Annotated in this window: 25 protein-coding genes; 9 read left to right on the forward strand and 16 right to left on the reverse strand. The window is 41.7% G+C overall.

All coding sequences use genetic code 11. The features are described 5' to 3' along the window. Nucleotides 1–11: 11 nt before the first annotated feature. The 11 genes from ACED29_RS02510 to rraA all read right to left on the reverse strand — a co-directional run bounded on the left by ACED29_RS02510 (nt 12) and on the right by rraA (nt 10,006). Entirely contained in the window at nt 12–1,934 is a 1,923-nt protein-coding gene (locus ACED29_RS02510) for a diguanylate cyclase (protein ID WP_371696944.1), read from the reverse strand. Continuing rightward, nucleotides 1,931–2,752: a TatD family hydrolase gene (locus tag ACED29_RS02515; RefSeq protein ID WP_371696946.1), complete on the reverse strand. Its 822-nt coding sequence runs from the start codon at nt 2,750–2,752 to the stop codon at nt 1,931–1,933. Before ACED29_RS02515 ends, ACED29_RS02510 begins: the two co-directional genes overlap by 4 nt. A gap of 24 nt (nt 2,753–2,776) precedes the next feature. After that, a complete protein-coding gene (locus ACED29_RS02520; protein ID WP_371696948.1) occupies nt 2,777–3,292 on the reverse strand; it encodes a hypothetical protein in 516 nt (171 codons plus the stop codon). Between the two features lie 53 nt (nt 3,293–3,345). Then, nucleotides 3,346–4,095: a twin-arginine translocase subunit TatC gene (gene tatC, locus ACED29_RS02525; protein WP_124017256.1), complete on the reverse strand. Its 750-nt coding sequence runs from the start codon at nt 4,093–4,095 to the stop codon at nt 3,346–3,348. Between the two features lie 12 nt (nt 4,096–4,107). Beyond that, nucleotides 4,108–4,512, reverse strand: coding sequence for a Sec-independent protein translocase protein TatB (gene tatB, locus ACED29_RS02530; RefSeq protein ID WP_124017257.1), 405 nt, complete (start codon nt 4,510–4,512; stop codon nt 4,108–4,110). 6 nt (nt 4,513–4,518) lie between these two features. Further along, a complete protein-coding gene (gene tatA, locus ACED29_RS02535; protein ID WP_124017258.1) occupies nt 4,519–4,752 on the reverse strand; it encodes a Sec-independent protein translocase subunit TatA in 234 nt (77 codons plus the stop codon). Between the two features lie 110 nt (nt 4,753–4,862). Beyond that, nucleotides 4,863–6,512 carry a ubiquinone biosynthesis regulatory protein kinase UbiB gene (gene ubiB / locus ACED29_RS02540; protein WP_182755747.1) on the reverse strand — a complete coding sequence of 550 codons (1,650 nt, stop codon included), beginning with the start codon at nt 6,510–6,512 and terminating at the stop codon, nt 4,863–4,865. After that, nucleotides 6,509–7,129 carry an SCP2 domain-containing protein gene (locus ACED29_RS02545; RefSeq protein WP_371696949.1) on the reverse strand — a complete coding sequence of 207 codons (621 nt, stop codon included), beginning with the start codon at nt 7,127–7,129 and terminating at the stop codon, nt 6,509–6,511. Before ACED29_RS02545 ends, ubiB begins: the two co-directional genes overlap by 4 nt. Continuing rightward, nucleotides 7,129–7,884, reverse strand: a complete 756-nt coding sequence (gene ubiE / locus ACED29_RS02550) for a bifunctional demethylmenaquinone methyltransferase/2-methoxy-6-polyprenyl-1,4-benzoquinol methylase UbiE (RefSeq protein WP_124017261.1) — start codon at nt 7,882–7,884, stop codon at nt 7,129–7,131. The genes ACED29_RS02545 and ubiE overlap by 1 nt, the downstream gene beginning before the upstream one ends. Before the next feature lie 256 nt (nt 7,885–8,140). Further along, a complete protein-coding gene (locus ACED29_RS02555; RefSeq protein WP_371696950.1) occupies nt 8,141–9,169 on the reverse strand; it encodes a formimidoylglutamase in 1,029 nt (342 codons plus the stop codon). A 351-nt stretch (nt 9,170–9,520) separates the two neighbouring features. Next, nucleotides 9,521–10,006, reverse strand: a complete 486-nt coding sequence (rraA, locus tag ACED29_RS02560; protein WP_124017263.1) for a ribonuclease E activity regulator RraA — start codon at nt 10,004–10,006, stop codon at nt 9,521–9,523. Nucleotides 10,007–10,392: 386 nt separating this feature from the next. Between rraA and ACED29_RS02565 the strand changes: the two genes are divergently transcribed. The 3 genes from ACED29_RS02565 (at nt 10,393) to ACED29_RS02575 (ending at nt 12,645) form a co-directional block, all read left to right on the forward strand. Next, nucleotides 10,393–10,641, forward strand: coding sequence for a YgjV family protein (locus tag ACED29_RS02565; RefSeq protein WP_124017264.1), 249 nt, complete (start codon nt 10,393–10,395; stop codon nt 10,639–10,641). Nucleotides 10,642–10,979: 338 nt separating this feature from the next. Continuing rightward, the gene (locus ACED29_RS02570; protein ID WP_182723352.1) at nt 10,980–11,495 is read left to right on the forward strand and encodes a phosphatase PAP2 family protein; all 516 of its coding nucleotides are present in this window, start codon (nt 10,980–10,982) and stop codon (nt 11,493–11,495) included. A gap of 100 nt (nt 11,496–11,595) precedes the next feature. Next, entirely contained in the window at nt 11,596–12,645 is a 1,050-nt protein-coding gene (locus ACED29_RS02575) for an MJ1255/VC2487 family glycosyltransferase (RefSeq protein ID WP_371696951.1), read from the forward strand. 87 nt (nt 12,646–12,732) lie between these two features. Here ACED29_RS02575 and rsd read toward each other — a convergent pair whose 3' ends face one another. Next, entirely contained in the window at nt 12,733–13,200 is a 468-nt protein-coding gene (gene rsd / locus ACED29_RS02580) for a sigma D regulator (protein ID WP_124017266.1), read from the reverse strand. A gap of 454 nt (nt 13,201–13,654) precedes the next feature. Between rsd and hemE the strand changes: the two genes are divergently transcribed. The 6 genes from hemE to ACED29_RS02610 all read left to right on the forward strand — a co-directional run bounded on the left by hemE (nt 13,655) and on the right by ACED29_RS02610 (nt 19,552). After that, complete coding sequence (gene hemE / locus ACED29_RS02585; RefSeq protein ID WP_182698426.1) at nt 13,655–14,719, forward strand: uroporphyrinogen decarboxylase; 1,065 nt, start codon at nt 13,655–13,657, stop codon at nt 14,717–14,719. A gap of 385 nt (nt 14,720–15,104) precedes the next feature. Beyond that, nucleotides 15,105–15,977 carry a hypothetical protein gene (locus ACED29_RS02590; protein WP_371696952.1) on the forward strand — a complete coding sequence of 291 codons (873 nt, stop codon included), beginning with the start codon at nt 15,105–15,107 and terminating at the stop codon, nt 15,975–15,977. Nucleotides 15,978–15,983: 6 nt separating this feature from the next. Further along, nucleotides 15,984–16,337: a hypothetical protein gene (locus ACED29_RS02595; protein ID WP_371696954.1), complete on the forward strand. Its 354-nt coding sequence runs from the start codon at nt 15,984–15,986 to the stop codon at nt 16,335–16,337. Between the two features lie 288 nt (nt 16,338–16,625). Beyond that, nucleotides 16,626–16,973: a hypothetical protein gene (locus ACED29_RS02600; RefSeq protein WP_182698425.1), complete on the forward strand. Its 348-nt coding sequence runs from the start codon at nt 16,626–16,628 to the stop codon at nt 16,971–16,973. Between the two features lie 646 nt (nt 16,974–17,619). After that, the gene (locus ACED29_RS02605; RefSeq protein WP_371696956.1) at nt 17,620–18,171 is read left to right on the forward strand and encodes a GNAT family N-acetyltransferase; all 552 of its coding nucleotides are present in this window, start codon (nt 17,620–17,622) and stop codon (nt 18,169–18,171) included. Nucleotides 18,172–18,211: 40 nt separating this feature from the next. Continuing rightward, nucleotides 18,212–19,552 (forward strand): NAD(P)/FAD-dependent oxidoreductase, encoded by a 1,341-nt coding sequence (locus ACED29_RS02610; protein WP_371696957.1) that lies wholly within the window; start codon nt 18,212–18,214, stop codon nt 19,550–19,552. Here ACED29_RS02610 and nhaC read toward each other — a convergent pair. From nhaC to purH, 4 genes are all read right to left on the reverse strand, one after another. After that, entirely contained in the window at nt 19,549–21,048 is a 1,500-nt protein-coding gene (gene nhaC / locus ACED29_RS02615; protein ID WP_124017270.1) for a Na+/H+ antiporter NhaC, read from the reverse strand. The two genes, ACED29_RS02610 and nhaC, sit on opposite strands and share 4 nt — an antisense overlap. Nucleotides 21,049–21,400: 352 nt before the next feature. After that, nucleotides 21,401–21,619, reverse strand: a complete 219-nt coding sequence (locus tag ACED29_RS02620; RefSeq protein WP_182698421.1) for a hypothetical protein — start codon at nt 21,617–21,619, stop codon at nt 21,401–21,403. 256 nt (nt 21,620–21,875) lie between these two features. After that, the gene (gene purD / locus ACED29_RS02625) at nt 21,876–23,177 is read right to left on the reverse strand and encodes a phosphoribosylamine--glycine ligase (protein ID WP_371696959.1); all 1,302 of its coding nucleotides are present in this window, start codon (nt 23,175–23,177) and stop codon (nt 21,876–21,878) included. A gap of 211 nt (nt 23,178–23,388) precedes the next feature. Beyond that, entirely contained in the window at nt 23,389–24,978 is a 1,590-nt protein-coding gene (gene purH, locus ACED29_RS02630) for a bifunctional phosphoribosylaminoimidazolecarboxamide formyltransferase/IMP cyclohydrolase (protein WP_124017273.1), read from the reverse strand. Nucleotides 24,979–25,246 lie beyond the last annotated feature (268 nt).

Here is a 25,246-nt window from a genome sequence, read left to right on the forward strand (position 1 = left end):
CGACTCCTGGTTTAGATCGTGTCTGTTTCACGCTGGTAATAGCAGACTTGGTTTCGACCACTGCGTTTAGCTTGATACAGGGCTTTATCTGCTTGTTCTAGTAATAACATTGGATGCTCATCACTGTCGATAATGGTCTCGCTAATACCAATGCTAACAGTAACGGGTATTGTGTCTTCATTGTGTACTATGTTGAGTTCACTAACGGCTTGGCGAATTTGCTCTGCAACGAGCAGAGCACCTTCAATATCTGTGCAAGGTAAAATAATAGCAAATTCTTCACCACCAAAACGTGATACGAGATCCGTTGGACGTTTTACGTATTCAGACAGTGTGTTGGCTATTGCTCTTATGGTGTGGTCGCCACCAAGGTGTCCATATTTGTCATTAATATTTTTAAATTTATCGATATCAATCATTAGCAAAGACATTGGTGTTTGCTGACGACGGCTAATACGACCTTCAGCAATGAGACGGCGATCAAAAGCGCTGCGGTTTTTTACCCCAGTCAGGCTATCGATAGTATTTTGCTCAGTGAGCTTTTGATTAACCTCACTCAGTTCGCGCAAGGTAATTTCTAACTCAAGGGTACGCTCTTGTACCATTTTTTCCAATTTTTCACTGTTCTCTGCTTCACTTCGAAGTGCTTCTTCGCGGGTTTCACGCAATTTTTGGGCTTGTTCTAACGTGTGTTGCTGGATCTCAAATTTGGCTTTTCGTTCATCGTTATAGCGTAACGCAAGCACTGCAGCCATAGTAATAACTTCAAAGGTCAGCCCTAGCATTATGGGTATTTGCGGCGATATATTGGTAGAGAACAGGCCAAGATAAATGAGCCCTGTAACAATACAACCCAACATAAATCCCATACGGCCAATGGCGTATAAAGGGGCATTCCGTTGGCCGCCGAAGGCTTGGATCAATGAGAATGCCATCAAGATAGTACTGATTGTTAATACCACAAATACCAATACATACAGGGCAGAGCTGTAATTAATAAATGGCATGACAATCGTTAACCCAAAACTCAGTACTGCCATGATGCGGCATATACGTAACATTTTCAGATTATGATATTTAAGTTGTAAAACTTTCTCAGTAAACATCAATGAAAATCCCAGGGTTAAGGGGATAACAATAATGAAAATATACTGCTGCATAATGGGCCATTGAGGCCACAAATAGCGAAATGATACTCCGTGTATTGACGCCGAGAGTATCGTGAGCCCTAATACATAGCCGCTGTAATAACTGTAACTAAAAGATGCAGAAGCAAGTGCAATGAATAAACTGAACAAGCAAATCGCAAGTAGTACACCTATTTGCATGCCACTGAACAAGTTCTTGGTTTCGGTCAGTTGGGTAAGATCATTCGATGACCACAATATCAATGGTAAGCTGATGGTACCTTTATTATCGATTTTGAGATAAAAAGTATGGGTATCACCAGGTTCAAAGTTAACGGGATATAAAAAAATATTACTTTGTAATGGCCGTTGCTTAAACGGTAATGTATCTCCCATGACTTCAGTGCTGACCAGTTCCCCATTAATCAGGTGGTATATTTTAATGCTGTCGAGCAAAGGATTGTCTAAGGCAATAATGCGTGCAAGATGATCATTGGGGGTAAATATACTAAAACTCACCCAATAGTTTTTAACGCCTATTTTATAGGGTTGATCTGTGTTGAGCTTTTTCCAGCTATTTTCTGGCTGTTGTAATAATTGGCTTAGGGTTTCAATGTCGTTACTTTGATTGGCATATACCCAGTCTTGCAATTCAATTTTGGTGATGGAATTAGCGGTTAGCCGCAGCGGAGTAGGGTAAAGGGTATTAGACCAACTACTTTGGCTAATGAGCAGTAACAAAAGTCCAACAATAATCCTAACATGATATTGATTGTACAGCGTCAAACAACGATATTTTATGCTCATAATGCGTCGTTACTCGTGTGTAGAACCATAGGTAGTTGGAAAAAATCACAACTGTTTTGGTAACATTGTTGCGCTAGTAATATCGGCGACTGTTGACGTAAATTAGCCATATACTCAACAATATAAGGTAAGTATTGGGGTAGGTTCTTACTCGATTTTGGTTTAGGTCGCATGCTGCGCGGTAATAAATAGGGGCTATCTGTTTCTGCCATTATGCGATTATTGGGGATAAAAGGTACTAGTTTTGCTAAATCTTGGCCTCGGCGTTCATCACAAATCCACCCCGTAATACCAATATATAAATCTGTGTCTAGGCATTCAATCAACTCATCTCTGTTACCCGTAAAGCAGTGAAGTAAAGCATTTGGAAGTTGAGTTCGATATTCATTTACTATGGCAATAAAGTCGCTGTGGGCTTCACGGCAATGCATTAAAACCGGCATATTGAGTTCACAAGCCAGTTCTAATTGGGCGGAAAATGCTTTTCTTTGGGCAGCTCTTGGAGAGAAGTCACGGTTGTAATCAAGGCCACACTCACCAATCGCCACCACAGTATCTTGCTGCACAAGTTGTGTTAAACGTGTTTTGCTGTGTTGATCCCAAGAGGATGCATGATGGGGATGAACACCGGTAGTACAGTAGAGTTGTTGCGGATATTGTTGGCAGGTTGATATGGCTTCAGTGCTTTCATCGAGATCGCTGCCAATAACAATTAACGGCGAAACATGGTGTTTCGCCGCATCATTAATAACAGTGTCAATATCGTGCTTGAGCCTTTCGCTAAGCAGATTGACAGCAATGTCGATGTATTGAGTCATGTCATCATAATCAAAGTAATCAGGCTACTTTAATCGTTTAACTCGAGTCGTCGCATTACGATCATCACTGCCTAATAAAAACGAGTTTAATGCACCCGTTTCAATGAATATGTGTTGACCCTTTTTGATTCGATAACGCTCAGGACTATTTTGTTTCCAAACTTGGCCATTAGAGAGAGTAATTGTTAATTTGCCATACGGACCTTTTTTAACTGCTAGTACTTCCGAATAAATTTTGTTAATTTGTTTCTCTAATGCTTTTTTAGATAGACCAAAAGTATTCACAGTTTCGACCTGAGTTTGAGTTACAGGTGTTGGAGTCGGTTGTAATACTTCTATAGCGGTGGATTTTGTCGTAGCGACAATGGCTGTTGGGTGAGTAAGGGTTTCAACATTCGCCGCTAATGTGTCATAACAGGTCAATCGCGCCGTTTTGTCGGTTTTAGCGGCGCATATAGACAGCTGCTGACCAAGATTAGTATTGGCATATGCATTAGCTGACATCAATATGATCCCAGCAGCAATTAAACTTAAACGCATTGATTGTTCCTCATTATTATTTGCTTCTGAGCCTTAGAGACTTGTGCTATTGCCTAACTATCAGCTTGTTCGTTCTCTGGCTCATCATCTTCATTTTTACTGTAAAAACGTGCAGCGATTAGCCCACCTTCAAACAATAACAGCATTGGGATTGCTAGCATAGTCTGCGAGATAATATCTGGTGGTGTCAGTATCATACCAATAACAAAGGCGCCGACAACGATATAAGGACGTTTTTGACGTAACTCGTCAGGTGTAGTGACACCCGCCCAACAAAGTAAAACCACTGCTACTGGAATTTCAAAGGCTAAACCAAAAGCAAAAAACAGCTTTAAAATAAAACTCAAATAACTGCTGATATCAGTAGCGACTTGAACGCCTTCAGGAACTACGCTGGTAAAAAAGCCGAAAACAACCGGAAAAACGATGTAGTAAGCAAAGGCTATTCCAAGGTAAAACAGCAAGGTGCTACTAGCCAATAAGGGCACGACTAAGCGCTTTTCATGTTTGTATAACCCAGGGGCAACAAACGACCATACTTGATAAAGGACATAGGGAATGGCAATGAAAAATGCTAACACCAATGTTAGTTTAAATGGTGCAAAAAAGGGTGCAGCCACGTCGGTTGCAATCATGCTACCTGTTGCTGGCAGCGATCGCATTAATGGTAGGGCGATGTAGTGATAAATATCGTTGGCCCAATACACAATAGCAATAAATACCAGTAATACGCTGCCAATGGCTTTAAGCAATTTATTACGTAATTCAAGCAAATGGCTAATAAGCGGTTGCTGTTGCGACATGAATTATCCGTTTTATTTAGGGGTTGAGCTGCTTTCGCTAGTCACTTCTGATGACTTAGCTTCTGCGACAGGGGCCGAAGGTTCAGTTGGTTTTGCTGGAGTAACAGGTGATGTGTCTTCAACTTTGTAAGGTCTATTCACAGATGCAGCCGCTTTTTTTAACTGATCAATTGATTCTTGTAGCTCTGGCGATAAACCAGATAAACCTTTGCTTTCCGCTTTTTTTAAATCAGCATGCAACTGATCAATTTTAAGCTCTTGTTCAAGTTCATCTTTGACAGAGTTAGCCATGCGCTTGAGTGCGCGGATCCAACCCGTTACTGAACGCACTGCAATCGGAAGTCTTTCGGGGCCGAGAACCACTAGCCCCAAAATACCGATCAGCAGCAGCTCCATAAAGCCGATACCGTCAAACATAATAAATTACGCCTGTTTATCTTTAGATTCAGGTTGCTTTTCGTCAGCCTGTTGCGAGGTCGCTGCTGTCTTGTCTTTATCTTCTAATGATTTACTTTCATCTTCTGGTGTCATGGCGTTTTTAAAGCCTTTTACTGCCCCGCCTAAATCACCGCCCAAAGAACGTAATTTTTTAGTTCCAAATAATAGAATGACAATTAACGCTACGATTAGAAGCTGCCAAATACTGATGCCGCCCATGAAGATTATCCTCTTTAAATAAAAAATGGTTTTTGTAAAAAAATTATTTCAAAATCCACAATACCACCCAATTCTTTAAGTATTATGAACGTCTCATAAATTAGTGCTAGCTAAAATTTACGATTCTTTGGTCTAGATCGCCATCCTACCGCCCAAATTAATATACCAACACTAATACAGGTATACGCTGGCCATAGTGTAGCTATCTGAGTAAATAAAATTGTGCCACAGATCAATAATACAGCAGAAGTGATAAGTAGATAATTACTTTTGTGAGATTTTTGCTGATATTTTAAATACTTATCTAGCATCTGCTGTTGGGTGCCGAGTAATTTACGGCCTAATTTTAAGTTATCATAAATCAGTTCAGGAAATTCGGGGAGTTTATCGGCCCAAAACGGTGCATTGGATTTGACTTTTTTGAACATGGCTTTAGGGCCGACTTGCTCAGACATCCAGTTTTCTAGGAAGGGTTTTGCCGTTTGCCATAAATCTAATTGTGGATATAACTGGCGGCCTAAACCTTCAATATACAGTAAGGTTTTTTCCAATAATACCAGCTGTGGTTGCACCACAATATCAAAGTGGCGAGCTGTTCTAAACAGCTCCAGCAATACATGGCCAAATGAAATTTCATCAAGTGGTTTGTTAAACATGGGTTCGCACACTACTTTTACAGCTTGTTCAAAAGCAATGATATCTGTGTGTTCTGACACCCAGCCAGACTCAATATACAGCTGAGCAATCCGGTGATAGTCGCGATTAAAAAAGGCTAAAAAGTTTTCTGCAAGATAGCGCTTATCCACCTCGGTTAAGGTGCCCATAATGCCGCAGTCTAGGCCTATATAGAATGGGTCGTCTGGATGTTCACGACTAATAAAGATGTTACCCGGGTGCATATCGGCATGGAAAAAATTATCGCGAAATACTTGAGTAAAAAAGAGTTCTACGCCGCGTTCGGCAAGCAGTTTAAAGTTGGTTCCTTGTGCGCGAAGCGCTTCGGTATCAGAAACTGGAATACCGTAAATACGTTCCATGACCATTAATCGTTGGTAGCTGTGTTCTTCGTATACAAATGGCACGTACAGCGAATTGGAATCAATAAAATTATTGCGCAGCTTGATGGCGTTAAGTGCTTCGAGTTTAAGGTTTAGCTCGCCCAAAATAGTGGTTTGATAATCTTCAATCACTTCAGCAGGGCGTAAACGATTACCTTCACCTAATATTGCTTCCAGGATATTGGCTGTTTGCGTCATTAACTGGAGATCAGCTAAAATTTGCTGCTCAACATTTGGGCGTAATACTTTAAGCACCACAGCTTTACCGTTAGATTTTAAGGTTGCGGTATGCACTTGTGAAATTGATGCCGATGCTAATGGAGTATCGTTAAAATCATCAAAGTAGGTCGTGATGGGTGCACCCAGTTCAGCTTCGATTGCTTGGCGTGCTAAAGCGGAATCAAACGGCGGTACTCTGTCTTGCAGCATAGCCAATTGATAAGCCCATTCGTCGTCAAGTAAATCTCGACGAGTCGACAGCATCTGCCCTAGTTTGATGTACACAGGCCCTAAATCTTGCATCGCCAGTTTTAAGCGTTCGGCAGGTGATTTATCTTTGTGTTTATTGCGGATCCAAAACAGACTATTGCGCAGGATTGAGAAATACCAGGGCTTTTTGTGTCGAGGAATTAGGTCATCTAAGCCAAAATGTAAAATGGTTTTAATGACATGGTAACCACGCCTGATACTTGCAGTTGTCATTGAGTTATGTTTTCTCTTAATTGGGCTATTTTGGCTTCAATACTATCGGTTTGGCTAACGAGCTCATCCAGATTATCACGAAAATGTAGCCATTCAATTTTATGCGGTGCCAGACGATATTCTTCAGTGGTTAACTGGCTGATGTGCGAGCGTGTTTTATGGATGACTTGTTTAATATCATGGCTAAATTGTTTGGCGCTAGAGACAATTTTATGTGTCGGAGCATCACCGATATAGCGTGATATTGGCTCGGCAAAATCAACATGAATGTGCTGTAAATAGTGGCTTAATGATTGTAATAATTGAATATCACCTTGCAAGCTGAGCTTATCTTGTTTGATGAGCTCAGTTAAGTTGGCACCTTCGGTAAGCTGATATAAAGTCGATATATCAGCGCGCACAGTTACCGCAACGTCACCTTCATAATGGCTAAGCACTTGAACTTGCTTAGCAAATACTAAGTAAATAGGCCAATTTAACTGGCTTAACTGGATACAAAATACTTTGCCGTGCAATGATTTTTGTCGCGCATAGTCACTTTTAGCCTGTGCTGGCAGTTGGTTAAAAGCGGTTTCTATCGCGGCACAAGTTAGCAAAGCAAAGTGATTAGGTATCATTAGAACTTATAACCTCTGTGCAATGCGACAACGCCGTCTGTCATATTGGTGTAGTCAACTTGCTCAAACCCAGCATCTATCATCATTTGCTTAAGGGTTTCTTGGTCTGGGTGCATACGAATAGATTCAGCTAGGTATTCGTAGCTGTCAGCATCTTTGGTGATTATCGCGCCCATTTTTGGCAATACTTTAAAGCTGTACATGTCGTACACTTTGCGCATTAACTCATGTTTTGGGGTAGAAAATTCCAATACTAAAAGTTTCCCACCCGGTTTTAAGACGCGCTTCATCGAGCGTAACGCGGCATCTTTATCGGTTACATTACGTAAACCAAACGCAATAGTAATGATATCAAAATGGTTATCTGGAAACGGCAGTGCTTCAGCGTTAGCTTGTACATAGCTGACGTTATTGACTATGCCTTTGTCGCGTAATTTAGTGCGACCCACTTTGAGCATAGAATCATTAATATCGGCAAGTACCACTTGGCCACGTTCGCCAACTAAATGAGAGAACTTAGCGGTTAAGTCACCTGTTCCACCGGCTAAATCCAGCACTTTCATTCCTGGGCGAGCTGCAGCGACTTCAATAGTGTGACGCTTCCAAAAGCGATGAATACCAAAAGACATTACGTCATTCATAATGTCGTATTTTGCCGCGACGGAATGAAACACATCAGCGACTAAGTCTGCTTTTTTATCGGCTTCGACAGTTTTATATCCAAAATGAGTGTTTTTTGGTTCGCCTTCAGACATCGGTATATTCCTATAATGTGCGATTATTAATAGCAAGTGTATGCCATTGCGAATGATTGCTGAAATGTTGCGGTGTGAGAGTGTGACAACAATCAATTAGTTGTCTTGCTTTACACCTAATATACATTCCACATCAACTTGAACATAGCAATGATCTTCGCGCCAATTAGCCTCAATAAATATCCACTATTAGGGCTAAAAATTTGCACTGCATTAGAGCATAAAATTAGTGTTTAATGAATAGCTGCTACTGATTCTAATTGAGACAAGTTAGTCGTCCCTGGATATATGCATAGATTAGCTCGCTTAGACTTTGGCCTACATCGCGATATCCCGCATCTATCCCTGCGTGATGACATGCTGGAGCGGCTTCGGCAAAATGAGCATAACGACATGAACAATGCTTAGCGATATAGTGCACATAATGACAGGCATCGAGGAGTGGAATACCGGCAAAGGTAGCCGCGCTGCTAGGCATATTGGCAATCGCATCGACATCAAGCTCTAATGCTACTGGCAATTGGGTTTGATTTAATGATTTAGCGATCTGTTTTAATGCTGTTTCAAGTGACAGTTCACGCCGGATCCAAATTTGTTGAACACTGTTCCATGTAGCGCCAAACAAACTCAGTTGTTCTAGGGTTTGTTCGCTGTTTTTTAGCTCGTGCAATCCGAGGATATGATAATGGTCGAGGGCGCCATTAGCTGCCGCGTAACTGAACCCATTACCACTGTGGCGGCCTTCACGCGGTCTAAAGTCACTGTGAGGATCAAGGTTTACCGCTGCAACGGGTAAGCCTGTAATAGCCTTAGTCGCCATCAATAATCCATAGGCATTGTTGTGGCCGCCGCCAATGACGATAGGTTCTAGCCCGGCTTGCATTACATCACTTATCGCAGTAATAACGATGTCATCTAATTGCGCAGTTGCATCACGTAATTGTTCAATACTCGCTGTTATTGGTAGCGAATGGTCAAGACTAATTTGCCCCAAAATGGCACATTCATTGCCATTAAAAAAGCGATTGGACTGTAAGTTTAACAACTGCTGCATGCTGGCGATAAAGGCATCATCCGCTCCACCCCGGCCTAAATTAGCCCTTGGTCCAACATCTTCTGCAATGGCGATAATGGCAAACTGTGCGCCAGCAGATTTAGCCTGCTGGGCATTTTGTGCTAATGACCATTGTGTCGATGCCAGATAAACTTGCTGACCGAGTTTTGTTTCATTAGGCCGCAAGGTTAATAAGCTATCGCAGTGCTGTTGGGTAAATGCACTAAACATGATGATTCTCCAAATTACCTGAAAGACAAGATTCAGAGTCTCATCATCGGTTTCAATTCGAGTTAAAAATACAATCTAATGACGCTGTCATTGCATGCATTTCTAGACCACGAAACAGGGCCGATGATGGACTCCAAAGGGCCAGTGTTTTTGGCCGACAGCTTGCGTTAACCATTCTAGATGGAGAATAACTAATCCATGAAAATGATTACTTTGTCTAACAACCAAGCTATTTTTGCTGAACTAAGCATATTCAGGTCGCTTAGGTATAGCCATAAAAAAACCAGCATAGCTGGTTTTTAAAGTAATCGTTTGCCAGCTTTTTACAAAGCGAAATCGGCTATGAAGTCATTAATCAATATCTAATGGTTCTGGCGATAAAATAACACCGGTGTTATCGGCATAGATATGGTCACCAGGTAAGAAGGTTACGCCACCAAAATTAACTGGAATTTCGATTTCGCCTACTCCGTTACTTTCAGCTCCCACAGGAATTGAAGCAAGTGCCTGAATACCAATATCAAGTTCTTCAAGAGCATCAACATCGCGCACTGAACCGTAAATGAGAATACCTTCCCAGTTATTGGCAACAGCTAGTTCAGCTATTCTGGCATCAAGCAGAGCGCGTCTTAATGAGCCACCGCCATCAACAAGTAATACTTTACCTTCACCGTCTTCTTCTAAGGCTTCTGCAATCAGACCATTATCTTCAAAACACTTAATTGTACTGATTGAGCCACCGAAGGAGCTGCAACCACCGTAGTTACTGAACATTGGTTCAACGACATCGACTACATCTATATACATGTCGCAAAGTTCTGAGGTGTTGTATTCCATATTTAACTCCTGTTGGACAGCAAAGGTAAAATGCTGGGTAAAGCAAAGTTAAATGAATTATATGAGCTTTTTATGAAAATAAAAGCCTTATCAATCACCGGATTGTTATAAATCAACTTATGGTGTTACATATGCCTAAATATGCCATTGACCTAAATACAGAACAGGGATCAGATTTGGAAGTAATTTTCTTTCAAATTGAATGTATTAGTTGATATATGTTGATTTAGGTCATCCTAATACGTTTTTTAATTACATTTTTACTCAGCAGTTTGTTAGCATATTGGTAGATTAATTAATGTTAGTTTACAAAATAATGCTAGCTTTAGGGGCATGGAATCCTCGTTACGCTTACGGAAGGCAGAGAGCCTGATACAGAGGTTCTTATGGAAAATATCAATATTATTGAAATCTTAGGGTATGTTGCATCAGTTATGGTTGCCATTTCTCTGATGATGAAAGACATCATTTTACTAAGATGGTTAAATTTTACCGGTTGTGCTTTTTTTGTTGCTTATGGATATGCAATTGAAGCGTGGCCAGTGGCGGGCATGAATGCCTTTGTTGCATGTATTAATATTTATCACTTAGTGAAGATCTATCGTAATAAAGGTCAGCAGGCGCAAACGGCATAACGTTTGTCAAAGTGGGTTGACTCCACTTACGCTAAGCTTCTAAAAATACCCCCGCATACTTGTATGCGGGGGTATTTTTATGGGAATTAATCATCTGCTATTGATTGTATTAGTTAGCGGTATAGTCCAACACACTTTGACGACGCTCATCTTGACTAGTGATGAGCTAACATATCTCGGCAGACCGTTGATTCATTTCAGCTGTCACAAAACCTTAGGCTAACTGTCACCTCGCGTTCATTCCCTCACTCTATTATTCAGACTGTTAACAAATACATAACTTTAGTCAGACTAATATTAGCGCAATAATATTGCTGACATTTGGCATGGAGGCAAACATGAAGATGAGTATTAGTCAGTTAGATAAATATTGTTTTTATTGGATTGTACAGTTTAGCCGAGATAACGGCTTAAATGTGGCGGCTAAGCGTGTGTCAGCAACAGGTGATGGACATTATTATGCGTATCTATCTGTCGCATTATTATTTCTTCATCCAAATGGGCAGCATTTTTTTAATTTGGCACTTGGCAGTTTTGTCGTTGAATTTCCGTTGTATTTATTGTTGAAAAATACTATTCGACGTCATCGTCCATGTCACGCATTAGCCGGTTTTACGTCAAGTTATGAGCCTTCAGACAAATTTAGTTTACCTTCAGGGCATACCGCAGGTGCATTTTTATTTGCTAGTGTCATCAATGTGGTTTTTCCTGCCTTGGCCCCAGTAGCCTTTGCCTGGGCGTGCTTTGTCGGCATTTCACGTATCTCTCTTGGAGTGCACTACCCTATGGATATTATTGCTGGAGCAGGGTTAGGGATCGCAAGCGTATTATTTGTTGAACAATTCATATTATAGCGACATATATGGTAATTCTTCATAGTGCCACAGCGTATGTGGTAACCAGTGTAGCGTCTTGCAATCTTAATTAACAAGCCGTCAAGGAAAGTGAGCTAACATGAAAATTTTGTACGGAGTTCAAGGCACTGGGAATGGTCATATCAGTCGCGCTCGTGTGATGTCTAAAGCGCTTAAGCAACAGAATATTGATGTTGATTTTCTATTCTCTGGTCGCGCACCCCAACATTATTTCGATATGCAATGCTTTGGCGATTATCAGACTCGAAATGGTATGACATTCGTGACTGAAAGTGGCCGTGTTAATACTGCAAAAACGGTCATGTCTAATATGAAAACCTCAATTTTATCTGAGATAAAACAGTTAGATTTATCAGGTTATGATTTAGTGTTGAATGATTTTGAACCCGTGAGTGCCTGGGCTGCAAAGCAACAAAATGTTCCATCAATTGCCATTAGTCATCAGGCGGCATTACAATATCCTGTGCCTAAACAAGGTAATAGCTGGTTTAATGAGTATTTACTGAAACATTTTGCTCCAGTTGATATTGCTTTAGGCTGTCACTGGCATCACTTTGGCTTTCCTATTTTACCTCCTTTTGTTGAGGTCTCACCCAATGGCGGCGATCATAGTCATCAAATTCTAGTGTATTTACCGTTTGAGGATGCCGATAGCGTCGCTGAATTTTTAGCACCCTTTGATCAATACCACTTTTTTGTTTATCACAGTACACAACCTTTGAAACCGTTATCGGATCACATTCATTGGCATGGCTTTGATCGCGATGGTTTTAAGCAGCACATGGCGCAGTGCGGTGGCGTTATGGGTAATGCTGGTTTTGAGTTAGCCAGTGAAGCGATGACATTAGGTAAGAAATTATTAGTTAAACCTCTACAGGGACAGTATGAGCAATCAGCCAATGTTGCAGCGTTACAATTACTCGCCGCCGCAGATAGTATGCAAACGTTAGATCCTGTGGTGCTGAAACGCTGGTTGAAAAGTCCATCTCCTAAGCCTATCGCGTATCCGCAAATAGGAGATGCATTGGCTGAGTGGATAAAAATGGGGGATTGGCAGCAACCGCAAGAGTTATGTCAACAATTATGGTCACAAGTTGAGATACCTGAAAACTGGCGTAAGCGTCAATAATATTGGCAGTAATATAAACTTGTTGTGGTAAAATTCCCACGGCATTTAAAAGTGCGTAAACGTCGCACTTTTAAGAAACCATTTCACTTAAGGAAGGCGTTGGTATAGTAGTTCTATTAGCTCATCTTCTAATTCGAAACGTGACTCCATTGCTTGTGCCAAATGGGATAAATCGTTGTCGAGTTGATACAATACTTGCTCGTCTACCGCATCGGTATATTTATCATTAAAGTCTAATGCGATGTCAGTGCTTTCACTTATCATTGGCAATAAGCCGTTAGCGGTTTCTATACTGGCTTCACCAAACTTTTCACAGGCTTTAACAACATTGTTGTACACCTCAAAGTGGCCTTCCGAAACATAATCAACTAATTGAGCGCAAAACTGTTTTACTTGATCCATGCTAGGAAGTGATTTTTCGCTACGAGAATAGGGTGCTAAACCTGCAACGATAAAATATTGGATCAATAATTTACGGCGATGATTAATCCATTGGTCGATCAAATTATGAGAACCACCCCAGCGTTTCTCTGCTTTTTCTAATTTAGTTAGCATGTTTTCTCTCTAATTAGCCGTTTTTCTATAACAACTAATGTATTGGACAAAGTATATAACGATCAACTGTTTTATTTTATTTGCCTAGGAATAAGCCACTTTTGTGCAAAAGACATCAGATATTAAAACCACACTCATAAAAAACCCCGTGATGGGCATGCCATCACGGGGTAACTAAGTTTTCAAAGGCTCGATGTGTCGGGCTTCTTGATTGTTCTTGCTAGCGCACACTTTTTATACCAAACCCGATAACTCGACGCAACTTTTAATCCGATAAATTGCGATTTACACATCAGAGTTGTGCGTTTTGTGAGCATAAGGGCGGTTGTGCTAATAAAATCGCCAATAGATTTAGGATTAGCTCACATAAATTCGGCATCAGTGGTTACATTAATCGCGTAAGTGCTAAACTAACGCCCAGCAGAAATCATAACAGTCTAGGAACAAAGTCCACATGGCAGAATTAAAAAATGATCGTTATTTACGTGCGTTGCTAAAGCAGCCAGTCGATGTCACTCCAGTTTGGATGATGCGTCAAGCAGGCCGTTATTTACCTGAGTACAAAGAAGTTCGTGCCCAGGCTGGTGACTTTATGTCGTTATGTCGTAATGCGGAACTCGCTTGTGAAGTGACATTACAGCCATTACGTCGTTATGATTTAGATGCTGCGATTTTATTCTCAGATATCCTGACTGTGCCAGATGCAATGGGCCTAGGCTTGTACTTTGAAGCGGGTGAAGGTCCTCGTTTTGAGCGTCCAACTGACACAATTGATGCCATTAAAAAATTATCTATTCCTGATCCAGAAGACGAGCTAGGTTATGTAATGCGTGCTGTGAGCACCATTCGCCGTGAATTAAATGGTTCAGTGCCATTAATCGGTTTCTCTGGTTCACCTTGGACTTTAGCCACTTATATGGTTGAAGGTGGTTCAAGCAAAACCTTCGAAAAAATTAAGCGCATGGCCTATGCAGAACCTGCTGCATTGCACATGTTATTAGACAAGTTAGCAGACTCAGTAGTGTTATATCTTAATGCTCAGGTGGCTAATGGCGCACAATCGTTAATGATATTCGACTCGTGGGGCGGTGCATTATCGCATCACGCTTACCGTGAGTTCTCATTACGTTACATGCAAAAAATTGTTGATGGTTTAACCCGTTTTGCTGACGGCCGTAAAGTGCCTGTTACCTTGTTCACTAAGGGCGGCGGATTATGGTTAGAGTCTATGGCTGAAACCGGTTGTGATGCATTAGGTTTAGATTGGACTGTTGATATTGGTGATGCTCGTCGCCGCGTAGGTCATAAAGTGGCTTTACAAGGCAACATGGACCCATCAATGTTGTATGCTACGCCAGAGCGTATTCATCAAGAAGTTGATCAAATTCTAGCAAGTTACGGTGAAGGTACTGGCCATGTATTTAACTTAGGCCATGGCATTCATCAACATGTTGATCCTGAACATGCAGGTGCATTTATCAATTCTGTGCATGAGTTGTCTGGTAAATACCACAAGTAATTTAGTGGTACTGACTAACAAAAAAAGCGAATCTTCGGATTCGCTTTTTTGTTGCCAAAATTAAAAGTTGTTTGATGTTTTTCTAACATAGCCAGTTAAAATATACTTATCATTTTTGAGTAGGCCCTGCTTTTATCATAGTTATTTATGACTATGGAACGAAAAGGTTAAACATAATAAAATTATCCGTAATTACATTTGAGCTATAGATTGTGGTTCAAACATAACGTTTATTTAAAATGTGCACTTAATTAATCAAGGAAGATATTATGCCAATTGAAATTTGTATTTGCCCTAAAGGGCGGATAACAGGTCTTAGTTCTAATACACACCATCAATCTTAGAAGCAACTTTTCAGGCTCCAGGTGTTCCACAAGTTAACTTCATGGATAGTTTTAAAACAGCATATACTCAAGACCATTTATTGAATAATGAATTAGGTAAATTTAAAACTAAACCATTACATCAAAGACAAACCATTGCGCAGGTTAACGCAGCTGTTGGGCCTGATATGCTATTAGCATTATCTGATTTCTATGATCAACAGCTAGATAGTTTACCAAAAGATTTTTTTGCAGAGCAGAATAAAGCAATGATGGGAGCATCCATCGGTGCTATGGGTCATCATTTATCACAATTACAAAACGTAATAAAAGAATACCAAATGGCGCTTGAAAACGTGCGAAATGCTTACCTTTCAAAAATGCCAAAGCTAGAAGTCCTTAAGTTTGAACAAACGGCGCGGCAGTTACATAGTCGGTTAAATACACAGTTTCACAATGAAATTTCAAAACGACTAGCTAGCTCAAGAGCTCGTAAGGCGAGTATTTGGAACAATGCTGATCGTGGCCTTAATCAGGCCAAAAGTGCTAGAACGACTAAACCGATTCAAATTTCGTCTGCAAAAGAGCTAAGATCATTAAGTAAATTTGCTGGCGCAGCTAAATTTGGTGGTAATGCTCTATTACTGCTGGATGTTCACTCTCGAGCGACAGGAGTAAGGGATACCTTTGAGAGCGGCGGTAATTGGGAAAAACAGGCTTTGCAAGAAACTGTCGGTTTTTCTATGGGATTTGCTGCAGGAACTGCTACAACAACTGGTGTCTATGGCGTTGCGGTAGGAATTGCATTAGCGTTTACGCCCGCAGGATGGGCTGTGGTTATTGGTGTTGGAGTGGGAGCATCTGCTGGATTTTTAGCTGACCAGTTTGGGAAAGGTATAACAGGATCTGTTTATGAGTTAAGCAGTGGCTGGTGATTTTAAATGTTTGAGTATAAAGATCTATTTGTAATTATCAGTGTTTTAGTAATGATAAACTTTGGTGTATCACTACTAATATTTGCACAATTGACTGTTCATCCTTTAGAGAAAAAAATTAAGAGTTCAGGAGGAGAATTACCCAAATGGGACAGTATGGGAATTCGTATCTCGAGTTATGCCTTTTCTTTGATATATAGTATTAAAGAAACATCTGCACAAATGGTGGATGAAAATTCGGTACGAAAATTTGCAACTAAAAATGATCGTATCAGAGCTATTTATACTATAACTTCTCTTGTTATTTTTTTATTATTTGCAATATTCTATTCGCTTTTTTTGACGAAAACTAAAAACTAAACAGGTAGAAATTTATATGCTTACTGCAATGGTTAGTGGCTCCGCTTAAGCACTTGTTCAACTCAGATTGGTTTTTTCTGGAGGTTTCGCGCTGGAACTGTCGCAGCAGGTAGTGCTTATAGCATTGGAGTTGGTATTGCGCTAGCATTTACACCAGTTGGATGGGCTGTTGTGATTGGTGTTGGTGCAGCCGCTTCTGTTGGTTTCCTTGTTGGATTGGGTTTCGATACAGCAGGTAAAAAAATTACGGGTAAACTTTATGATGCAAGCAGTAATTGGTAATTGATGATGGAAAATTATGAAAGTATATTTTGGTTGTGTTGCTGTATTCCGTTAGTCAATTTCTTTATAGCTTATTTGGTTTTTGCGCAAATGACCGTCCACCCTATAGAGAAGAAAATTAAGGCTTCAGGTGGAAGCATACCGGAATGGGATAATATGGGGATGAGAATTCCGAGTTATGCTGTAGCAATGCTCTTACCGGTTAAAGTAAAGGCTGCACAAGCTATAGATGAAGATTCTGTTCAGAAGTTTACTTCTAAAAGTGATAAAAAAAGAGCTATATATTTTATGTGCTCGTTTGTCATTATATTAATACCAGTAATGGCTGGCTACTTTATATTTGGTCCCAATTAGAGCCCAAGAAATTCATTTATTATAAGTACCTTTATATTCAACTAAAAGTGTTGAGATCCTCATGTTTTCAATCACAACAAATTCAACCTCTAACTCTGCGTTCCAAGCTCTATCTTAAATTCACTGCCTACACTCAGTTGACTGTGTATTCCAATTATATATTTCAATAAGCCTAATAACTGTCTGATGATGGCAGCCCTACGCCGAACTGTGGCAGGCTTTGATTAGCGTTAAACGACAATGTGATTATCGGCAATTGTTTAAGAGCATCAAGGGTATACCTGCGCCAGAGTCGCGCACTAACAAGTATTTTTGACCATTGTGGAGTGCATTGATGATTTGACTTTGGCATCCGGTGGGAGTGTAACGCAGGGCATGAACGGCCAATTTGTGAGCCTATTTTGCCATGTTCAAGAGAGGTAAACTCTAAAACTTTGTCTGTAGATGTTTGCTGGCCAATGTTCAAGCTGTCATGGATTTGGATGATCTAGTATAGGATCATAATCAAAATTCTTTATTTAATTGCGACCCGTATGAATAAGGAGTCTCAACTAATTTTTGCCAATTTATTACAAAGGCTTAACATCGTAGCCGCTAATATAGGCGTGTGCTAAAGTGTGTTAACACTCACAATAATAAAATGAATATGATTAGAGAGCTTACTGCCACTGACTTTGACGCGGTGATCAACTTAGGTGAAATCGTCCACGGAAGTGGCTATATGGATTTGGCTGAACTAACAGCTATTTACCATAAAGGGATAAAAAAGGGCATTAATGCCAATTTTGTCGCACTTGAAAATGAACAACTTATTGGCTTTCGGTTAACGTATGCCGCAGGACAATGGCCGCAAGATCAATGGTGCACTGTTGATCGATGGGGCGTTGATTTTAATGATGTGTGTTATTTCAAATCAAACACTATTGCTGAATCTGGCCGCGGTCAAGGGCTTGGTGGTAAGTTGTTAGCAGCCTCTAAAGCGGCAGTCATGGCACAAGGCGCTAAGGCGGGAGTGAGTCATTTATGGCAGCAAAGCCCTAATAATGCTGCGGTGCGTTATTTTACCAAGGCAGGTGGTAAGCTGATCAAGCAACATCCTCAGCGCTGGCATCAACGTTATATGGGCGAAGATTATATTTGCGTATTATGTGGTGAAGATTGTCACTGTGTTGCCTGCGAAATGTTGCTGGTATTTTAATGTCTACTGTCTAAATTAATAATAAAAAAAGAAGACTAATATGTACGATCCGCTGATTAATTCTCACCCCAATAAGCAACAGTTCGCCTCCAGTTATTGGGCAAGCACCCAAGCATTACCCGAGCCGACGGCACCATTATTGGGTCGCCAAAAAACTGATGTCGCCATTGTCGGGGGCGGCTATACCGGCTTATTAACGGCGTATTATTTAGCAAACGAATTCAATATTGATTGCCATGTACTTGAGGCCAACCAAGTCGGTTTTGGTGCCAGTGCCCGCAATGCCGGTTTTGTATTAAAAGGCTCGGGTCGTTTAGGTTATGCGGCAATGACTCAGCGTTGGGACTTAGCGACGACTAAGGGGATATATGATGAGTTTACTCAAGCAGTGTCTAGAGTTGATGGTCTGATAAAACAGCACTGTATTGCTTGTGAACCGCAAGAGGCGGGATACTTAAAAGTGGCGCATAATCCCAAGGCGCTAGTGTCGCTGCAAAATGCCGCCAATTATATTCAACAAAACCTAGCAAGTAACCAAGATTCAGGCGCTGAATTTATTTCAAGCCAAGACTTTCGGATGCAGTATTTAGATCATCATCAAGCTTTTGGCGCGCTTCGCTTAAAAGACGGTTTTGGGGTCAATCCGTTAAAGTTACTGCTCGGTTATAAAGCGATGGTGCAAGCTCAAGGGGTGACGATTTCTGAACAGTCGTGCGTGTTAGATTGGATTGAAGAGGGCGGCAAACATCGTCTGATCACCGACAGTGGCGAACTGGTTGCCAATAAAGTGATCATGGCTGGCAATGCTTATACACCTAAACGGTTTAATCACCGCGTAGATGATAAGTTTTTACCAATACTAAGCAATGTTATTGTGACCCAGCCGCTTACCGCTCAAGAGCTTACAGAGGCGGGTTTACATACTCATCAAGTGACCATGGATACCCGTATTTTAAAATACTATTACCGATTATTACCCGACAACCGTTTATTGTTTGGTGGCCGAGGCGCGGTGTGGGGTAAAGATGCTGCTAACCCTGTTTACGGCGAGCGTTTAAAAATGGCGTTAAATAAGTGCTTTCCAAGCTTAACTAATAAAGCCATTACCTATAACTGGACCGGGTGGATTGCAGCCGCAATGGATGATATGCCTCATGTGTACAGCAAAGGTGGTGTGGGGTATAGCTTAGGATATTGCGGTGCTGGAGTGTCTTTTAGTAGCCAAGCTGCGTATCGCTTAGCGCAAAGTATTGCCGGTGAAGCTTTGCCCAATTTACCCTTGTATCAGCAACCACTGCCGAGATTCCCCTTTACCCAAGCAAGGCGGCTTGGGCAATGGGGTTATTATCATTATGGCTGGTTAAAAGATCGCTTTGGTTAACCGACCACTTCACCTGTGCTGATTTTAGTTTCGTCTAATGGCTCGATTTTAAAATTAAAATAAGCATAAGAAGCACTCACCAATGGGCAAACTAGGTTAAAAAAGGCGTAGGGTAGGTAAGCGATAGTTGCAACACCTAGGGTACTTGCCATAAATGCGCCACAGGTATTCCAAGGCACTAGTGGGCTGGTTACTGTTGCAGCATCTTCTAGTGTGCGGCTTAAATTAACTGCGGCTAATTTACGGCGAGTGTACTCTACTTTTAACATTCTGCCTGGCAGTACGATGGCAATGTATTGGTCTGCAGTAATGATGTTAGCGCCAATACACACTCCCAGAGTGGTAATGATCAAACTGGTGGTACCGCTTACTACAGTAAGAATGCTTTCTAAAATGCGGCTTAATAATCCGGTCACTTCCATCACGCCACCAAAGGCCATCGCACACAGTATGAGCCATACTGTCGTTACCATACTGCTCATGCCGCCGCGACTTAATAAGCTGTCTAATACAGCATCACCAGTGTTAGCAACATAGCCGTCAAACATGGCTATCCAGATACCTTTCACAAGGGCGACAATGGGTAGCAAGGTGTCATCGTGTACAAAGGCTATCACGTTATCAAACTGAAATAGCGCTGCACATACTGCGCCCGCCAAGGTGCCTAATATGACCGTTGGGAATGCTGGCATTTTTCGGTTCGCTAAATATAACACCACTAATAATGGTATTAATAAATGCATTCCAGGATGATAGGTTTGATCCAGTAATGCCAGAGTATCGGTCAGTTGGTTTTCAATTGGTGCGGCATCTGCGGTCAGGCCTAAAAAGGTAAAACCAATAAGTGCAATGATAATGCTGGGTACAGTGGTCCACGTCATGTGGCGAATGTGGCTAAAAATATCCGTACCCGCAACGGCTGGAGCAAGGTTGGTGGTGTCTGACATTGGCGACATTTTGTCACCAAAATAAGCGCCACTGATAATAGCGCCAGCAGTGATATTAACATCTAATCCCATCGCTGAAGAAATTCCCACCAAGGCAATACCAAGCGTACCGGCTACTGTCCAAGAGCTACCAATACTCAACGCGACTACTGCACACAGTAAGCAGCAGGCGGTGTAAAAATAATCAGGGTTAAGGATTTGCATACCGTAATAAATCATCGTCGGTACTGTACCAGCGAGAATCCAGGTACCAATCAGTGACCCCACGCTGAATAAAATCAGTAATGCGCCTGTGGCTACGCCAATACTTTTTACAATACCGCGCTCCATTTGATTCCAGCTATAACCATTTTTATAACCGATAATCATCGCAATACACGCCGCCAGCACTAGGGCAATTTGGTTAGCGCCAGAGGAACTGTCTGATGAAAAAAGATACACTGCCGCCGCGAGCATAATAATTAGCGCAAAAACGGGGATAAGAGCATCGAATAAAGTAGGTTTTTTGTGCTCGGATGGAGATGGGTTTTGTGGCGCCGATTGAGACATAGTACTTCCCTTGTTGTTATTATTTTTGACCAATATCTCATTCGTGTGAGTTGGCTAAGTGTTATCGTAATAGGTTGGTAACTTATTCGTAACAGGTCCACATCCTGACATAAAAATACCTGTTAAGTCGAACATTGTTGGGCTTAACAGGTATTTTTATGATGAGGTTTTATTACGGTTAACTATGAGTGTGCTTGGTTAAGTACTTTGTATGGTTATATATGTGATATATAAGGTTTGGTGTGAATAAATAGCAGCCGAGGATACCTGGTGTTACCAGACGTATCCTCATGGAAACGAAGAGCGTTAATAGAGCGATATGGGCAATACATCAGTATTGCTATGACACAGATTATTTATTTAAATGACTTATTATGGTCTTTTCAGCATCTGCTTTAGTCGCCTTTCCTTTGACTACATCGAGTTTTGCTGTCGCGCTGTGACCTGTCATGTCTTCTGCAATATGTAACCAATCAGGATGCCAATAAAAAGAGGTTCCTGACACGGTATTCCAATTGTGTACCCCTGATTTTTCACCTTGATAAATCAGGTCGCCGCTAGAAAATTTCATTTAATCCTCCAAAATCTTTATGAATAGGCTATCTAAAGTACAGAAGTTGAAAGAGCTGAAAAGCTCATCACACTCCTTTGGACTTATTAGATTGCGCCATGGGATAAGATGTTTTTGTGATCTAAATCAAAAAAATGGCTGATGATGGATAATCTAAACAGTAATTAATTTATCGCACTACATTGTTAATAATGAAAAATCCCTGGGATGTTGCCATCACAGGGATTTTTATAATGGGCTAAATGATACTTGCTATTTAGCCTTTAGCTTGCTCACGAGCTATTGCGCGATAAGCAATATCGGTACGGAAATAGACATCATCCCAGTGGATGGTATTCACTAATGCGTAAGCCGCTTTTTGTGCTTCAGTGACGGTATTTCCTAATGCGGTAGCACATAACACGCGGCCACCATTCGTCACTGCATGGCCGTCTTTGATGCAGGTTCCTGCATGGAACACTTTCCCGTTAGTATCGCCAAGGGTTAAGCCGTCAATCACATCGCCTTTGTTATACGCGTCAGGATACCCGCCTGCAGCCATAACAACACCAACAGCTGCACGTGGGTCGAAGTCAGCAGTGACTTTGTCTAATTCGCCACGAGTTGCGGCTAAGCAAAGCTCCACAATATCAGACTGCAAACGCATCATGATCGGTTGGGTTTCAGGATCACCAAACCGGCAATTATACTCAAGCACTTTGGCGCTACCGTCTGGTGCAATCATTAGACCTGCGTATAAAAAGCCAGTATAAATATTACCTTCAGCCGCCATGCCATCAACCGTTGGGCGAATAACATTAGCGATAGTCCAGTCGTGTACAGCTTGTGTTACCACTGGAGCTGGTGAGTATGCACCCATGCCGCCAGTGTTAGGGCCGTAGTCGCCATTATCTCGGGCTTTATGGTCTTGGCTGGTGGCCATAGCAAGAATATTTTTGCCGTCTACCATGACGATAAAGCTGGCTTCTTCACCTGTTAAAAATTCTTCAACTACCACGCGCGAACCAGCATCACCAAACTTATTGCCTGCTAGCATGTCATCAATGGCGGCATCAGCTTGGGCTTGATCTGCAGCGATAATCACCCCTTTACCCGCAGCCAAACCGTCGGCTTTAATCACAACTGGAAAGCCTGTTTTGCTCGTCAGCTCAGTCACGTACGCTTTAGCTAATGGAATGTCAGTAAAGTTTGAATACTCAGCTGTAGGAATATGATGACGGGCTAAAAAGTCTTTGGTGAAGGCTTTTGAAGATTCAAGCTGCGCAGCGCCTTTAGTTGGGCCAAAAATCGCTAAACCAGCGGCATTAAAAGCGTCAACGACACCTAACGATAATGGTACTTCTGGGCCGACAATTGTGATTGCAATAGCGTTATCTTGAGCAAAGGCGACTAAGGCGTCAATTTGCTCTACATCAATGGCAACGTTTTGTAATTTTGGTTCTAAGGCAGTGCCGGCATTACCGGGTGCAACAAAAACTTTTTCAACTTGAGCAGACTGAGCGGCTTTCCAAGCTAGAGCATGTTCACGACCACCGCCACCAATTATAAGTACCTGCATCTTTAATCCTTTTATAGCTGCGCTATGTTCTCTATTTCTGCTTCAAGCATGCTCACTTATCCCTATAAGCTGCGCGTGCTTTCATTGAATTAGAAAAAAATAGCTACGCTCTAATTCGTTTAAAAAAATTTAAAAAGTATCGCTTGTTATCTACTTTTGCAAAAACATTTAGCAAAGCAAGATTGATAAGCGATACCCATATTTGCGTTTATTAGTGGCGGAAGTGGCGCATGCCCGTAAATACCATGGCCATACCGTGCTCGTCTGCTGCAGCGATGATTTCTTCATCGCGAATAGAACCACCCGGTTGGATAATGCAGCTAATACCAGCCGCGGCAGCCGCGTCGATACCATCGCGGAATGGGAAGAAGGCATCTGATGCCATTACTGAATTTTCAACCACTAGACCTTCATCTGCAGCTTTAATACCCGCTATTTTAGCTGAGTAAACGCGGCTCATTTGGCCTGCACCCACACCGATCGTCATGCCGTCTTTGGCGTAAACAATAGCATTCGATTTAACAAACTTAGCCACTTTCCAGCAGAACATTAAGTCTTTTAATTCTGCAGCAGTGGGTTGACGCTTAGATACCACTTTAACGTCGGCTAAGTCGACCATGCCTTGGTCGCGATCTTGTATTAATAAACCGCCATTAACGCGTTTGTAATCGAGCGTTGTGGTTTTGGTATTCCACTGGCCACATTCGAGTAAACGCACGTTAGCTTTAGCGGCAATAATATCGCGAGCAGCTTGGCTCACTTTCGGGGCGATAATCACTTCAACAAACTGACGGTCAACAATCGCTTGCGCAGTGTCAGCATCTAACTCTTGGTTAAAGGCGATGATGCCACCAAACGCTGAGGTTGGGTCGGTTTTAAATGCGCGGTCATAAGCTTCTAACAAGTTAGCGCCTAATGCAACGCCACAAGGGTTAGCATGTTTAACGATAACGCAGGCAGGGCCTTCAAATTCTTTAACACACTCAAGGGCTGAGTCTGTGTCGGCGATATTATTGTAAGACAGTGCCTTACCTTGTAACTGAATCGCACTGGCAACAGAGGCTTCATCAATTTGGGTATCAACATAAAACGCCGCTTTTTGATGGCTGTTTTCACCGTAGCGTAAATCTTGCTTTTTAATGAACTGAGAATTAAACGTCCGCGGGAACGTTGAGTCGTCATGGCATTCGTCGTTACTGTGCGCCGGAACCATAGTACCAAAGTAATTAGCAATCATACCGTCATAGGCTGCGGTATGTTCAAATGCGGCAATCGCTAGGTCAAAACGCGTTGCTAGCGTGGTGCTGCCGTTGTTAGCTTGCATTTCTGTAATGACGCGACGGTAATCTTTTGCATTAACCACAATCGTAGTGTCTTTGTGGTTTTTCGCGGTTGAACGCACCATGGTTGGGCCGCCAATGTCGATGTTCTCAACAGCGTCCGCTAAGGTACAACCTGGTTTTGCAACGGTTTCTGCAAATGGATACAAGTTAACAGCAACTAAGTCGATAGGCTTAATGGCGTTTTGCTCCATGACGATTTCGTCGATACCACGACGCGCTAAAATGCCGCCGTGAATTTTTGGATGTAAGGTTTTAACACGACCATCCATAATTTCTGGGTGACCTGTGTAGTCAGAAACTTCAATTACCGGGATGTTGTTGTCTGCAAGTAGTTTTGCAGTACCGCCCGTAGACAGGAGTTCGACACCTTGTGCATGCAGCGCTTGTGCAAACTCAAGGATTCCAGTTTTATCTGATACGCTTAATAGCGCGCGACGAATTGGTCTGACATTATTCATGTAGGTACAGGGTCCACTAGTTTGATTTTAAGGATCTTTCGTAAAACAGAATCAGGCTAAGTCTGCTTTACCAAAGTCCCTCATAGTGTTTTTACGATTGCTTAATACCTTCTAGGCCGACTGTGTTGTGATCAGGCGGACGTATTTTATCGTAATCCGCTTCTTTAAGGTGTTTTTTCTACGTGATTTCACAATATTGAAATAAGAACAAAGATACGCAAACATAATCATTAAACAACCCTTGACCTTGGATTAAACTCTAAGGTTT

This window comes from Shewanella sp. 5S214, from assembly GCF_041439795.1.
Classification (GTDB): Bacteria; Pseudomonadota; Gammaproteobacteria; order Enterobacterales; family Shewanellaceae; genus Shewanella; species Shewanella vesiculosa.

Excerpts from the sequence above, each read along its gene's own strand:
- ACED29_RS02510 (WP_371696944.1), bottom strand. The coding sequence starts at position 1,934 with ATGAGCATAAAATATCGTTGTTTGACGCTGTACAATCAATATCATGTT.
- ACED29_RS02515 (WP_371696946.1), bottom strand. The coding sequence starts at position 2,752 with ATGACTCAATACATCGACATTGCTGTCAATCTGCTTAGCGAAAGGCTC.
- ACED29_RS02520 (WP_371696948.1), bottom strand. The coding sequence starts at position 3,292 with ATGCGTTTAAGTTTAATTGCTGCTGGGATCATATTGATGTCAGCTAAT.
- tatC (WP_124017256.1), bottom strand. The coding sequence starts at position 4,095 with ATGTCGCAACAGCAACCGCTTATTAGCCATTTGCTTGAATTACGTAAT.
- tatB (WP_124017257.1), bottom strand. The coding sequence starts at position 4,512 with ATGTTTGACGGTATCGGCTTTATGGAGCTGCTGCTGATCGGTATTTTG.
- tatA (WP_124017258.1), bottom strand. The coding sequence starts at position 4,752 with ATGGGCGGCATCAGTATTTGGCAGCTTCTAATCGTAGCGTTAATTGTC.
- ubiB (WP_182755747.1), bottom strand. The coding sequence starts at position 6,512 with ATGACAACTGCAAGTATCAGGCGTGGTTACCATGTCATTAAAACCATT.
- ACED29_RS02545 (WP_371696949.1), bottom strand. The coding sequence starts at position 7,129 with ATGATACCTAATCACTTTGCTTTGCTAACTTGTGCCGCGATAGAAACC.
- ubiE (WP_124017261.1), bottom strand. The coding sequence starts at position 7,884 with ATGTCTGAAGGCGAACCAAAAAACACTCATTTTGGATATAAAACTGTC.
- ACED29_RS02555 (WP_371696950.1), bottom strand. The coding sequence starts at position 9,169 with ATGTTTAGTGCATTTACCCAACAGCACTGCGATAGCTTATTAACCTTG.
- rraA (WP_124017263.1), bottom strand. The coding sequence starts at position 10,006 with ATGGAATACAACACCTCAGAACTTTGCGACATGTATATAGATGTAGTC.
- ACED29_RS02565 (WP_124017264.1), top strand. The coding sequence starts at position 10,393 with ATGGAAAATATCAATATTATTGAAATCTTAGGGTATGTTGCATCAGTT.
- ACED29_RS02570 (WP_182723352.1), top strand. The coding sequence starts at position 10,980 with ATGAAGATGAGTATTAGTCAGTTAGATAAATATTGTTTTTATTGGATT.
- ACED29_RS02575 (WP_371696951.1), top strand. The coding sequence starts at position 11,596 with ATGAAAATTTTGTACGGAGTTCAAGGCACTGGGAATGGTCATATCAGT.
- rsd (WP_124017266.1), bottom strand. The coding sequence starts at position 13,200 with ATGCTAACTAAATTAGAAAAAGCAGAGAAACGCTGGGGTGGTTCTCAT.
- hemE (WP_182698426.1), top strand. The coding sequence starts at position 13,655 with ATGGCAGAATTAAAAAATGATCGTTATTTACGTGCGTTGCTAAAGCAG.
- ACED29_RS02590 (WP_371696952.1), top strand. The coding sequence starts at position 15,105 with ATGGATAGTTTTAAAACAGCATATACTCAAGACCATTTATTGAATAAT.
- ACED29_RS02595 (WP_371696954.1), top strand. The coding sequence starts at position 15,984 with ATGTTTGAGTATAAAGATCTATTTGTAATTATCAGTGTTTTAGTAATG.
- ACED29_RS02600 (WP_182698425.1), top strand. The coding sequence starts at position 16,626 with ATGGAAAATTATGAAAGTATATTTTGGTTGTGTTGCTGTATTCCGTTA.
- ACED29_RS02605 (WP_371696956.1), top strand. The coding sequence starts at position 17,620 with ATGATTAGAGAGCTTACTGCCACTGACTTTGACGCGGTGATCAACTTA.
- ACED29_RS02610 (WP_371696957.1), top strand. The coding sequence starts at position 18,212 with ATGTACGATCCGCTGATTAATTCTCACCCCAATAAGCAACAGTTCGCC.
- nhaC (WP_124017270.1), bottom strand. The coding sequence starts at position 21,048 with ATGTCTCAATCGGCGCCACAAAACCCATCTCCATCCGAGCACAAAAAA.
- ACED29_RS02620 (WP_182698421.1), bottom strand. The coding sequence starts at position 21,619 with ATGAAATTTTCTAGCGGCGACCTGATTTATCAAGGTGAAAAATCAGGG.
- purD (WP_371696959.1), bottom strand. The coding sequence starts at position 23,177 with ATGCAGGTACTTATAATTGGTGGCGGTGGTCGTGAACATGCTCTAGCT.
- purH (WP_124017273.1), bottom strand. The coding sequence starts at position 24,978 with ATGAATAATGTCAGACCAATTCGTCGCGCGCTATTAAGCGTATCAGAT.